13 protein-coding genes and 1 pseudogene are annotated in these 12,809 nt (G+C 38.2%); 9 read left to right on the forward strand and 5 right to left on the reverse strand.

Annotated elements, in window-relative coordinates; genetic code table 11:
* Positions 1-269, reverse strand: a pseudogene (locus SLH51_RS05405) (IS4 family transposase); the annotation flags it as partial.
* Positions 270-527: 258 nt separating this feature from the next.
* Here SLH51_RS05405 and SLH51_RS05410 point away from each other — a divergent pair.
* The 8 genes from SLH51_RS05410 (at position 528) to SLH51_RS05445 (ending at position 7,307) form a co-directional block, all read left to right on the forward strand.
* The gene (locus tag SLH51_RS05410; RefSeq protein WP_335959721.1) at positions 528-1,298 is read left to right on the forward strand and encodes a DUF4097 family beta strand repeat-containing protein; all 771 of its coding nucleotides are present in this window, start codon (positions 528-530) and stop codon (positions 1,296-1,298) included.
* Positions 1,299-1,525: 227 nt separating this feature from the next.
* Complete coding sequence (locus SLH51_RS05415; protein WP_335959722.1) at positions 1,526-1,669, forward strand: YezD family protein; 144 nt, start codon at positions 1,526-1,528, stop codon at positions 1,667-1,669.
* Between the two features lie 92 nt (positions 1,670-1,761).
* The gene (locus SLH51_RS05420; protein ID WP_335959724.1) at positions 1,762-2,490 is read left to right on the forward strand and encodes a phosphoadenylyl-sulfate reductase; all 729 of its coding nucleotides are present in this window, start codon (positions 1,762-1,764) and stop codon (positions 2,488-2,490) included.
* A 49-nt stretch (positions 2,491-2,539) separates the two neighbouring features.
* The gene (gene sat / locus SLH51_RS05425) at positions 2,540-3,676 is read left to right on the forward strand and encodes a sulfate adenylyltransferase (RefSeq protein WP_390184052.1); all 1,137 of its coding nucleotides are present in this window, start codon (positions 2,540-2,542) and stop codon (positions 3,674-3,676) included.
* 18 nt (positions 3,677-3,694) lie between these two features.
* Complete coding sequence (locus tag SLH51_RS05430) at positions 3,695-4,771, forward strand: inorganic phosphate transporter (RefSeq protein WP_335959726.1); 1,077 nt, start codon at positions 3,695-3,697, stop codon at positions 4,769-4,771.
* An 83-nt stretch (positions 4,772-4,854) separates the two neighbouring features.
* Complete coding sequence (cysC, locus tag SLH51_RS05435; RefSeq protein WP_335959728.1) at positions 4,855-5,451, forward strand: adenylyl-sulfate kinase; 597 nt, start codon at positions 4,855-4,857, stop codon at positions 5,449-5,451.
* Between the two features lie 33 nt (positions 5,452-5,484).
* The gene (locus tag SLH51_RS05440; RefSeq protein ID WP_335959730.1) at positions 5,485-7,107 is read left to right on the forward strand and encodes a nitrite/sulfite reductase; all 1,623 of its coding nucleotides are present in this window, start codon (positions 5,485-5,487) and stop codon (positions 7,105-7,107) included.
* The gene (locus SLH51_RS05445; protein ID WP_335959731.1) at positions 7,104-7,307 is read left to right on the forward strand and encodes a DUF3906 family protein; all 204 of its coding nucleotides are present in this window, start codon (positions 7,104-7,106) and stop codon (positions 7,305-7,307) included. The genes SLH51_RS05440 and SLH51_RS05445 overlap by 4 nt, the downstream gene beginning before the upstream one ends.
* A gap of 70 nt (positions 7,308-7,377) precedes the next feature.
* On the opposite strand, the gene SLH51_RS05450 is transcribed toward SLH51_RS05445, so the two are convergent.
* The 4 genes from SLH51_RS05450 to SLH51_RS05465 all read right to left on the reverse strand — a co-directional run bounded on the left by SLH51_RS05450 (position 7,378) and on the right by SLH51_RS05465 (position 11,065).
* A complete protein-coding gene (locus SLH51_RS05450; RefSeq protein WP_335959732.1) occupies positions 7,378-9,228 on the reverse strand; it encodes a S8 family peptidase in 1,851 nt (616 codons plus the stop codon).
* A 9-nt stretch (positions 9,229-9,237) separates the two neighbouring features.
* Positions 9,238-9,792, reverse strand: coding sequence for a GNAT family N-acetyltransferase (locus SLH51_RS05455; RefSeq protein ID WP_335959734.1), 555 nt, complete (start codon positions 9,790-9,792; stop codon positions 9,238-9,240).
* A gap of 3 nt (positions 9,793-9,795) precedes the next feature.
* Entirely contained in the window at positions 9,796-10,614 is an 819-nt protein-coding gene (locus SLH51_RS05460) for a divergent polysaccharide deacetylase family protein (protein ID WP_335959735.1), read from the reverse strand.
* A 145-nt stretch (positions 10,615-10,759) separates the two neighbouring features.
* Positions 10,760-11,065, reverse strand: a complete 306-nt coding sequence (locus SLH51_RS05465) for a MerR family transcriptional regulator (RefSeq protein ID WP_335959737.1) — start codon at positions 11,063-11,065, stop codon at positions 10,760-10,762.
* 291 nt (positions 11,066-11,356) lie between these two features.
* Here SLH51_RS05465 and cobA point away from each other — a divergent pair, with 291 nt between their 5' ends.
* The gene (cobA, locus tag SLH51_RS05470) at positions 11,357-12,808 is read left to right on the forward strand and encodes a uroporphyrinogen-III C-methyltransferase (protein ID WP_335959739.1); all 1,452 of its coding nucleotides are present in this window, start codon (positions 11,357-11,359) and stop codon (positions 12,806-12,808) included.
* Position 12,809: the final 1 nt, after the last annotated feature.

The following is a 12,809-nucleotide window of genomic DNA, read 5'->3' on the forward strand; positions in this document are numbered from 1 at the left end:
AATCTTCTCCATGAATAAGTAGAACGGTTTAAGAAACGGTAGACCGCGTCTTTAGCTGGAATATCCGTAGATTTCTTGCTTTCAAGTGTACGAAACCAGTTTTTGTTTTCAAAGATCAAACAAAAAATGAGTTGAAATAAATAAGCACAGGTAAAGCCAAAAGATTTGGTAATTCCAGCTTTCCTAAGATGTTTCAAAACTTTTAGTTCTTTAAATGTAGATTTTAATTCATTTGGTAGTTGCTTAGTTTGGTCATTATTCGTTATCATATAGAGGACACCTCTTCTGTATGGAATGTTTGATTCTCGACAAATCAACTATACCAAACGGATGGGTGTTTTTTTATGCAAATTTTTCGTGTCAATGAAAGGATTTCAATGACGTCAGCAACTACTGTTGGTTGAGCTTATTGAACTTTTATTGGTGCGAAAGTTGAGTTATTTATTAGTATATTCTGTTGGCTTCCCACTCAAGTTCAAGTACACTTATCAAGGGTAAGAGTGGATAAAGAGACAGGAGAGAAATAGATGAACAATTTTATGAGTGGTCTTATTTATTTAATAGCTATTGTGGCTTTGACAGGTTGTAACATTGTCACATATGAATATGAAGAAACGTATACATTAGACTCGAATGGTTTAAGTTCTTTCACTATTAATCAAGATGAAGGAGATGTCACGATTACTGGTATTGATAATAGTAACGAAATAACTGTGACAGCTACTTTTGCTGCACTTAGTGATCAAGATGTTGAACATGCGCAAAAATTTAGCGAACAAAATACATCGCTTGAGTTAACAGCTGATGGAAACGTCGGTCAATTAAATACATCTGTGAAACGCGGTGCGGAGGTTGAGCAAGGTTTTGTTCATCTTATGATTGAAGTGCCAAATGATCTCGATTTAACGTACCGACAAAATGAAGGTCAGTTAAAAATATCCGGAATGAAGTCTGATATTCGTTTGCAGCATGGAGCTAATCACTTAACATTGGTTGATATCGAAGGAAATATTGAAATTACTGATGGAGCTGGGGACGTGACGTTAGAGAACGTATCTGGCGATCTGATAATCAATAACAATTCTGGTACAACTAGTGTACTTGACTCTTCGGGACAGCTAAGGTTGGTTGCAGGTTCAGGTAATATTGATTTTCGTAACCACCAAGGTGATATTACGATTAGAAGTGGCGGAGGAAATATAAACATTCACACTGTTCGAGGGGATGTCACGATTCTTGAAAGTCGTGGTGGATCAATAAACGTTGAGGATGTTACCGGAAATGTAACACAGCCTTAGAACGAATACAAAAGAAAGTCACAAAAGGTGAGCTACCATCTTTTGTGACTATTTTTGTATACGTTAGGAGTAGAACGGGCTAAGTGCCTAATTTATCATTTTACTCTGAAATTATATTGACATTTTAGAGAATCATGGATAGAATACTATTAAACTAATAATTCATATCAAATTACAAGGAATTAAACTTCCTCGTTGTACCTTAAGAGATTTGAGGGAGGTTGATCATGTCGAGTGAACAGGAACTTCAAAGAGTTAGCAAGCAACTGCAGGATCTATTAAAGGATTTACAATATGGATCAGTAACTCTAATTATTCAAGATGGGAAAATAATCCAATTAGAAAAGAATGAAAAAGTACGAACGAAATAAAATGTGAGCCGACTAGAAAAACTAGAGGCGATGCTAGATTCAAATTTGGAATCTCCATCGTTTTTTTCTACTATGTGTAAAGGGGTGATAGTATGAATCTTCATTACAGAACGTTAAAGAAGGAAGAGTATGAACAGTTTAACAACAAATTAGAACGCAATGATGCTCTTGATGTATTGAAATGGGCGTATAATGAATTTGGTGATAATTTGGTGTATTCCTGTAGTTTTGGTGCAGAGGGTATGGTTCTAATTGATTTAATTAGCAAAGTGAAGAAAGATGCCACGATTGTCTTTCTCGACACTGATTTTCACTTTAAAGAAACATATGAGTTGATTGATAAAGTGAAAAAACGCTATCCGACGTTAAATATTCATTTAGCGAAACCAGAAAAAACGCCACAAGAACAAGCTGAACTACATGGGGAACGACTATGGGAACGAGAACCAGATATGTGTTGTAACATTCGTAAAATGGTTCCGCTTGAACGTGAGTTAAGTCGCTATAATGCTTGGATTTCCGGTTTACGTCGAGAACAATCACCAACACGAGCGAATACGCAATTTGTTAATCAAGACCATCGTTTTCAATCGATTAAAATTTGTCCGCTAATTCATTGGACAGAGGAAGAAGTATGGATGTATATTAATTTGCATCAACTTGATTATAACGAATTGCATGATAAGAATTACCCAAGCATCGGCTGTGAATACTGTACAAAGCCAGTTGCAAAAGGAGAGGACCCACGTAGTGGGCGTTGGGCTAATAAAGAAAAAACAGAATGTGGGTTACATGTATTTCAACATGGAAGTGGCATTTAATTACTTTAAAACCAACTAATCGCATCGGCGAGATGAAAGGGAGATCATAATGATACAAGCACATGGAGGAACACTTATTCAACGTTTTGAACCAACTTATGACACATCAGCAGTTACGAAGGAGATAGAACTTGATTCTTTTTCATTATCTGATTTGGAGCTAATTGGAATTGGGGCGTTTAGTCCATTAACAGGTTTCCTAGGAAAAGAAGATTACGAATCTGTTGTAGAAAAAATGCGTTTAGCAAATGGAACTGTATGGAGCATACCAATCACTCTTCCTGTTACAGAAGAAAAGGCCGCCTCGCTTTCAATCGGTGAACGTGCAAAATTAACGTTTAATGGAGACGTGTATGGTGTGATTGAGCTATCCGATATTTTCACTCCGAATAAAGTGGTTGAGGCAAAACAGGTTTATCGCGCATCCGATGATGCACATCCTGGTGTCAAGAAAATGTTTGATCGTCCAAATGTCTATGTAGGAGGAGAAATTACTCTAACAAAACGAGTAAAACATGAGCGTTTTGAAACGTACTATTTGGATCCTGAAGAAACAAGAGCAAAATTTGAAGAGTTAGGTTGGAAACGAATTGTTGGCTTCCAAACTCGTAATCCTGTTCATCGTGCTCATGAATACATTCAAAAGTCAGCACTAGAAATTGTAGATGGATTATTTTTAAATCCACTTGTTGGTGAAACAAAATCGGATGATATTCCAGCCGATGTCCGCATGGAAAGCTATGAAGTGTTGCTTGAGAAATATTACCCAAAAGATCGTGTGTTTTTAGCCGTGTTCCCAGCAGCAATGCGTTATGCAGGACCACGTGAGGCTGTATTCCACGCAATTGTTCGTCAAAATTACGGGTGTACACATTTTATCGTAGGTCGTGATCACGCTGGTGTGGGTGATTATTATGGAACATATGATGCACAACTGATTTTTAATGAATTTGAGCAAGACGAGTTAGCGATTAATCCATTATTCTTTGAGCACAGCTTCTATTGCAAGGCATGCGGAAATATGGCTTCAACGAAAACATGCCCACATGGGAAGGAAGATCGTGTTATTCTTTCTGGAACGAAAGTGCGTCAAATGTTATCAGAAGGAGTAGTACCACCACCAGAATTCAGTCGACGTGAAGTAGTGGAAGTATTAATTCGTGGGATGCAAACCGTTCATGCATAATAGAAAGGAAGAATGAGTATGATTACCATTGTCGCAATCATAATTGCATGTTTCTTTGCAATGAATATAGGAGCAAGTGGTACAGCTGCGGCAATGGGGCCTGCTTATGGAAGTGGGGCTATTCCGAAAAAGCGAAATGCAATGCTTCTCGTTGGAGTATTTGCTTTTCTTGGTGCGTTAGCAGGTGGCGAGGTAGTTCGGACAATCGGTAGTGGTATTATTCCGTCTTCGATTGTCGATGTTGAACTAGTTATTATTATTATTGGAGCTGCTTGCCTTTCTTTGTTTATAGCAAACTTACTTGGTATTCCTTTGTCGACAAGTGAAGTTGTTGTTGGAGCTATAGTAGGAGCTGGGATTGCTTATCAATCCCTTTTTTTTGATAAGTTAATTGTAATTGTTTCATTTTGGGTAATCATCCCAATTGTCGCCTTTCTATTAGCGTATGTTTTTGGACTTATTGTACGAAAAGTAGAAAAAAAATATCCAGACTTAACAGGGAAAGGAAAATGGCGTAAACCCCTTGTGATCTTACTTATTATTAGTGGGTGTATGGAAGCATATGCAGCGGGAATGAACAATGTGGCAAATGCGGTAGGACCACTTGTTGGGGCAGGTATATTAGACATCACACCAGCTATACTACTAGGCGGATTTTTTGTTGCAATGGGTGCTTTGTTTCTCGGTGGACGTGTGCTTGAGACGAATGGAAAACGAATTACAAAATTAAGTTTGTTGCAAGGAAGTACCGTTTCATTAACAGGTGGTTCGCTAGTTATAACAGCGTCAATGTTTGGTCTTCCAGTTCCCTTAACTCAAGTAACGACATCTGCAATTATTGGTATAGGAACAGTAGATGGTGGCATGCGTTTATGGCAAAAAAGCATATTAAAACAAATTATGAAAGTTTGGGTAGTTTCACCACTTTTTTCTCTAGTGTTATCTTATGGACTTATCCTTTTATTTAAACAAGGTGATTATTATTCTCTCTTTGTTTTAATAAGTGTGCTTATTGCTACAGCGGGTGTTTACAGTATGTATCAAGCAGCGAGACGGGAAAGAAGAACAACATACGATGAAGGCGCAGGTATCTAACCTGTGATGTTGACAAAATACGAGAAGAACCGTATTTTAATATCATAGTGAAATTATCAGAATTTTTAAAAGGGGGAGTTTACTTGGCACAGCAAAATATTGTTTGGCATGAGACAACGATAAAAAAAGAAGAGCGTCAAGAAAGAAATGGTCATCGTAGTGCGATCCTTTGGTTTACAGGACTATCTGGTGCAGGGAAATCAACACTTGCTAATGCATTAGAACAACAATTGTTTAAGCAAGGAAAGAACAGCTATGTATTAGATGGCGATAATGTTCGTCATGGTTTAAATAAAGGGCTTGGATTTAGCGATAACGATCGAAAAGAGAATATTCGAAGAATTGGTGAAGTAGCAAAGCTTTTTGTTGATTCAGGTACATTAGTCTGTACTGCATTTATTTCACCTTTTAAAGAAGACCGCAATCGTGTACGTGATCTTGTTGAAGATGGGGAATTCATTGAAGTGTACGTACGCTGCTCATTAGAAGCTTGTGAAGAACGTGATCCAAAAGGGTTATACAAAAAAGCTCGAGCAGGTGAAATCCCTGAATTCACAGGGATCAGTTCTCCATATGAGGAACCAGATGCTCCTGAGATCATTATTGATTCAGATAAACAAACAGTAGAGGCTTCAGTTGAAACGATCATAGCGTATCTTAAAGAGAAGAACATACTATAATAAGGTTTCTTAGTATAAGGGGGCAGTGAGGCAATGGGGTATGAGAAAATATGGGCTGAGGAGCCAGATAAACTTAATAAAGATGAGCTTCGTAAATTAGAAAAAGACGGTTTAGATATTTTGAATGATATTGATAAGTATGCAAAAGAAGGCTTTGAGTCCATTCCGAAAGAAGATTGGAGTCTATTTAAGTGGGCAGGTCTTTATTTACAAAAGCCAAAGGAAGACGGCTATTTCATGATGCGTGTCAATATTCCATCTGGGTTAATTACAAATGAACAAGCAGAAGTATTAGCAGGTATTGGTCGCGATTATGGTCGTGATGTCATTGATATTACAACGCGTCAAGCAATTCAGTATCATTGGTTAACAATTGAGAATTTACCTGATATATTCAAGCGTTTGGAATCGGTTGGTTTGTCTTCTGTTGGAGCATGTGGGGATATTCCAAGAACGATTATGGGCAATCCACTAGCAGGTGTCGATCCATTTGAATTATATGACACAAGAGAGATTGTAGAGGATGTGTATCGCTTCTTCCAACGTAATTCAGATTTCTCCAATCTACCACGTAAGTTTAAAATGTCAATTTCAGGAAATGTACATAACGCAGGTCATGATCGTATTAACTGTTTGTCCTTTACTCCTGCAGTGAAGGAGATTGATGGTGAAGAGGTGATTGGCTTTCATGTGAAGGTGGGGGGCGGACTTTCTGCAAAACCATACTTGGCTGAAGAGCTTGATGTATTTGTTCATCCTGAAAAAGTAAAAGATGTGGCCATTGCGATAACATCAATCTACCGTGATTACGGTTATCGTGAGAAGCGTCATCGTGCACGCTTGAAGTTTTTGGTCGCTGATTGGGGCATTGAGAAATTTAAAGAGAAATTGCTAGAGTATACAGGAGAACTTCCAACAAAAGGGGATTGTAAATTAGAAAAGTGGAATGGAGGTTATTTCTACGGAGCCCATTTACAAAAACAAGAAGGACTAAGCTATGTTGGTTTTAACGTTCCTGTAGGACGTATGAACTCAGACGAGTGGTTCAATCTTGCTCGTATTGCCAGAGATTATGGAAACGGTGAAATCCGTACATGTAACTCGCAAAATCTTGTGATACCAAATGTTCCTAATGAAAAAGTAGAAGCACTTCTTACAGAACCGTTATTTGATCGTATTAAACTTGAGCCAAAGAACTTCATCGGATATTCCGTTTCCTGTACAGGAATTGAGTATTGTAACTTAGCACTTGTTGAAACAAAAGAACGTATGAGACGCGTTGCTGAGTATTTGGACGAGCATATTGCTGTAGATGTTCCTGTTCGTATTCACATGATTGGGTGTCCAAATGCATGTGGCCAACGTCAAATTGCTGATATCGGTCTTCAAGGTGTGAAAATGAAGAACAAAGATAAGAAGATGGTTGAAGCGTTTGAATTTTACGTTGGAGGGACGCTTGAAAAAGAAGTGGCTCAATTTAACAACAAGCTTAAAGGAAAAGTAGAAGCGGATGAGTTAGCGCCTGCATTGACAGCATTTTTACGCTATTTTGAAGAGAACAAAGAACCGAATGAATTCTTCTTTGATTTCTATCTTCGCGTCGGGCATGAGGCAGTGCAAGCTGCATTAGACGAGATTCTTGAAACCGCGTCATGATGCAATTGTTTCGATTTGAAGTAGAAACAGATGATGAGCGCACCTTATATGTAGTGGTCGTTGCTGCAAATGAAGAAGCTGCATTTACTACTGCTGAAATGGAAGTCGAAAAGCACTATCTCAAGCTACCTACGATTTCTTCGATTACGTTGCTTGAAAAAAAGCCAGTCCGAAAATCAACTGGCTTTGTAGTGGAATAACCTTTGGGTCAGACCTTCTGCATATCTTCACGTATGAACGTAGGTGAGAGATAGCTGGGGTCTGACCTTTTTAGTTTGCGATTGACTTTAATGCTGCTGCTATATCAATTTCTCCGAAGCCATAGTAGGGATCATGCCCTTCTGTTCCTAAATCTTTTGCAGTTGACGTCATCACTTCATATACCTGTTCGTTTGTTAAATCAGGTCGAAGAGAACGAATTAGACCGGCTAAACCAGTAACGTGTGGAGCAGCCATTGATGTTCCAGACATGACTACATAGTTGTTATTGGGAAACAAACTAGGTATATGCTCCCCAGGTGCTGTGACATCTACATGTTCGCCGTAATTAGAGAAGAAAGCGCGATTTCTAGAATCATCGACAGCTGCAACGGTAAAGACTTGGTCATACTGTGCTGGATACATCGGGTCAGCTACATTGTCGTTTCCAGATGCTGCAATGAGCACGACATCTTGCTCGTGGGCATGTACAATAGCATCGTATAAGACGTCTGATGGGTAATAATCACCAAGGCTCATATTTATGACATCTGCACCCTGTTCAACGGCCCAATAAATTCCTTTAGCTACTTCATAGGACGAACCTTCTCCGTCATCATTTAAAACTTTTACGGGTAAGATTGTGCTGTCCCAAGAAACACCAGCAATCCCTGTCACATTGTTTGTTAAAGCGGCAGCAACACCAGCTACGTGTGTACCATGTCCATGAGCATCAGAAAAGTCAGATGAATCATCAAAAGCATTATAGCCAGGTCCAAGTTTTTCTTTAAGGTCTAAGTGTTCTGGATCTACACCAGTATCCAAAATGGCTATTTTGACTCCTTGACCACCAGAGAAATTCCAGCCTTCATCAATTTCAATTTGCTCCAAATTCCATTGATAAGGTTCAAAAAATTCATCATTTGGAACAGTTGTTAATACTTTTTGTTGTTGAGGTTGTTGATTTGGTCGCGATGACGGTTGTCTCGTCTCGTTTGGATCTGTTGAGAAAAGGATCACTTGTTTTGAAATAATATAATTTGGTTCCGCGATTGCTAAATCATATTCTTTTTTTAACCGACGTATAAGTTGTTCAGTTGATTCTGTCTTTGATTTCACAACAAATAGTGGATTATTATTTTCTAATACTTCTAAATCTTGATTATCTTCAAGCCACGTATTTGCTACTTCAGGGTGTTTGAATTTAATAACTGCTTGCTGCTTATAGAACGTTTTTTGAAGACGTTCAGGTTTATGTTCATCTGAATGAACAACAATTTGCCAACCGAGTTCAGGAACTGTTTCTGCTTTTAAATTTTCGGGTATATCTTCAGTAGTTTCCCATTCAATATCAGGATCTGCCCCTGATACAAAAAACGTACCATTTGCATCTGCAACCGACGCCATATCTTTAATGAAGGATTTAACAAAGGTTAAATCAACTTCGCCTAGTACAGTTCGGCCACCCTCAAGTTCTTCCCCCATTAGCATTAATTGTTTCCCATCAATAGTGTATGGATCTGAAAACTTACTCTTCATGTGATAATGCGTTAATTTTGATTCGTCGAACCTCTCGACTTGGCCAACCTTTTCAATGACTTCATTATCTTCTTTTATGGCAAAACCATGAAAGTGTGGATGTTCAGATACTTCTTCTTTAAACTTATCTCGTAATTGTGGTGTACTTAAATCACTATTTGCCCATCTTTGTAATTGTGCTGATAATTGTTTTAAGAACATCGAAGTAGTAAGAGATAAATCTTCTGCCATTAATTTGTCCATTGCAGATACTTCTAAATCTTGAGGAATATCTTTTGCCTGAAATGAGTAATCATTGTCGTCAATAAGAGCTCTTCCAATGATGGCCAGACCAAGTCCAATTAAGGCGACGATGAATACAGCTTTTGCCATTCTAAATAACATGAAGTAGTTTCATCCTTTCTCTTTGAAAAAATAGGCCATGAAAATTTCGTCATCATATGTCTCATTAATATAAACTTGCTCTTTTTGGACTCCTTCTACTATGAATCCGGCTTTTTCATATAAGCCCTTTGCTATAGCATTGGAAGCAAAAACGGTTAGGCATAATTTGTGAAGTTTATGAGTTTGACACCATTTAAGCGTATATTCCATAACTTTTTTTCCTATTCCTTTACCTTGTGCCTCTTCATGTAACCATGTTCTAAATAGGCCGGTATGGCGCTTCATTTCGAGGTCCCCACGGATCACTCTTGCAATGCCACGAGCGAGACCATTAACTTCCACGACAATATACATATTGTCTTTTGCTTTCATCTCATTAATAAAAGCATGCTCTTCTTCGAGCGAGCGAACTCGTTCTTTTTGAATATATGACCCCTGTTCGATAATCGAGCTTGCTGAATCAATAATATCCTTAGCGTCAAATTTTTGAACAGGACGAAGAACAATGTGTGACTGATCTTTTGCTGTAAAGGATTCCTGTAAATCTGGAAAAGCTGTCTTCATATTTTAGTTATCCTCCTTGATTAGAGGGTGCCAGAATCGGGAGTGGTCTGAATCAATTTCAGAATCAAGCATGTGTGAGATTGGCACAATGTCAATATGTTTATCTTTAAACTGTGGAAGTGAAGATAAAATTCCATTATATGTCTCATGTCCTTTTATCCCAACATGTCCGATTCCAATTGCTTTTTTATTTCTTTGTGCCAATTTCAATAATGTGGACATTTGTTTCTCTACATGTTGGCTAGAAGAATGAGTATCATCAAGAAAGATATTCCGCGACGCAAATGGTATATTTAATTCTTTTGCAAGCTTTGGGATAACAGACGCAGAACTCGTTCCGCTATCAACTACATAGAGGTCGTGGGTAGCGACGACTTGAAGGATCAGTCTCATTATACGTTCATCTTCAACAATTTTTGACCCCATGTGGTTATTGATTCCTTTTGCATGTGGAACATTTTCGATCGCGGCTATGACACGTTTTTTTACTTCTTCATCGGATAAATCACTAGTAATGGAATTAGGTCCAAGCCAAGAGGACTTTCCTTTTTTCGGTTCCATTGGTAAATGAATCATAACTTCAAGCCCGGCCTGATGCGCTCGCTGAGCTTGTTCAGTAGACTGTTCCATAAACGGCATGATGGCAACGGTGATTGGAATGTCTCCAGATAGAAAGGAGCTTACACCTTTAACATTGCCACCGAAGTCATCAATGATAACAGCAACTTGAGGAGTTTCATCCGTTAATGTAGTTGAAGCAAAAGAATTTGTTGGTGATAAGACAATAGAGAGTGTAAGTATTATTACGAGACATATTCGCATAAGTAACCACCTTTTCATTGACATACTGTTCCTATATTGTTTGTCAAATTCACGAGTTCTATGAGAAAAAAAGAATTTGTACAAATATAAAATTTCAGGGCAAAACAAAAAACACATGCGCAACGAGATAGTCGTTACACATGTGTTATTTGCGAATGTTAAATGCTGCATTAAGTTGCCCGCGAAGCATTCGATCACGTACTTCCTTCTTTTGCATTTGTTTCTGTTCCATTTTTCTTATTTCAAAAGTCTGCATCCCGTCTTCCATTTTGTTGGCAATATCTAGTAATCGTTCAACATCTAGAAAGGAATATTTCCTTGTTCCACCCTTTGAACGTTCTGGATAGATTAATTTTCTTTCCTCATAATAGCGAATTTTCCGTTCAGAAAGTCCGGTGAGTTCACTAACAACCCCAATGGTTATCACTTTTTTATCTTTATATGTTGACACCCATTCCACCCCTTATTAAGTTAGAATGTTCAGATCTTTCATTCATAATAGCATAGATTCATCTGATAAGGAGTAAGTATTGTCAGATAATCTGACAATGATTATTGAATATTTAACAAAAAATGTAAAAAGCAAATAGAGGAAGCAAGATCTAATGAATTTTGAACATTCTAATTGAGATACTTCTTTTCTTATATTATAATTTATAAATCATATAAAAAAAGTCGGAAATAAATGGTTTGTGTTGAAGTAATAGAGAAAAATCAAGCGAACATTAAAGGAGTGGACTAGATGAATAAAGGGTATGTATTTTTAGTTGGAGCAGGACCAGGAGATATTCGTTTAATGACAGTAAAAGGACAGCAATGTCTTGAAAAAGCAGATGTTGTTTTGTACGATCGTCTTGTCAATCCATTGCTACTTGAAGCAACAAAGCCAGGAGCTGAGCTTGTCTATTGTGGGAAACTTCCTGATCGTCACTTGCTTAGACAAGAAGCAATTAATGACTTGCTTGTTACATATGGACTTGCAGGTAAAGTTGTTGTTCGGTTAAAAGGTGGAGATCCAAGCGTCTTTGGCCGTGTCGGGGAAGAGGCTTGTGCCCTCGATAAAGAAGGAATACCTTATGAAATTATACCAGGGATTACGGCTGGAATTGGAGCGACTACGTATGCCGGAGTACCTGTTACTCATCGAGACCATGGTGCATCTTTTGCTATTGTTACAGGACATGATAAGTCTGAAACGGGACAACCATTAATAGATTGGAGTGGACTGGCAACAGGTGTTGATACTATTGCCTTTTATATGGGTGTGAAAAATTTACCATATATTTGTGAACAATTGATTGAACATGGACGTGATCCTAACACTCCAGTTCTTCTCGTGCAATGGGGGACTACGGGAAAACAAAAAACACTAAACGGAACACTTGAAACAATTGCAAATATTGTATTGCAAGAGAAATTTTCAAATCCAGCTATAACATTAGTAGGTGAAGTTGCGAAATTACGTACAAAAGAAAGTTGGTTTGAACGTCAGCCGCTTTTTGGCAAACATATTTTATTCGGACGTACGACAGAAGGTACGAGTGATTTGGCAAATGAACTGACAAGCCTAGGAGCGGACGTGTTTGAATACCCACGTTTTTCTACAAGGAAAATAGAGCAAGCGCAGGTTCATTTCAATGACTATGAACAAATCATATTTCGATCACCGAAAAGCGTCTATTGGTTCTTCAGGCATCTTCAGCAACAACGGATAGATATAAGAACATTACAAGCTCAGTTATATGGTGCTTCAAAGAAATCCATACGAGCTATTGAGTCTTTTGCCTGCTTAGGATTATCTGTTGATCAACTCGTTCATTCCGAGAAAAGGCTCGTTATTGGCTCAGGTGCTTGGCAGCATAGAGCGCAGGAACGACTTGATACATATGGCAACCATGATTTCTGTGTATCTCATTTTGATGAATTCATCGAACAATCTAACTCCACCTGCCAACGTATTCTTGATGAGGACAGAGTCGATACGATTGTTTTTCCAAGTGCAGAATCAGTCAGGGCTGTAACAGAGCAAATTGCTGCCTGTCATGAAACGCCAGATAGTTTATCAAAGCGGGCTAAGGTTATTTGTTTTGGTCCAATATCCTACCAGACAGCAATTGATCTTGGATACGAGGTTAAGCTCACGTTAAAAGAGCCAACCAAAGAAGCTTTAATTGAAGCATTAAAACATAATTAAA

It is taken from the genome of Halalkalibacter kiskunsagensis (assembly GCF_037027555.1).
Taxonomy (GTDB): Bacteria; Bacillota; Bacilli; order Bacillales; family Bacillaceae_D; genus Halalkalibacter; species Halalkalibacter kiskunsagensis.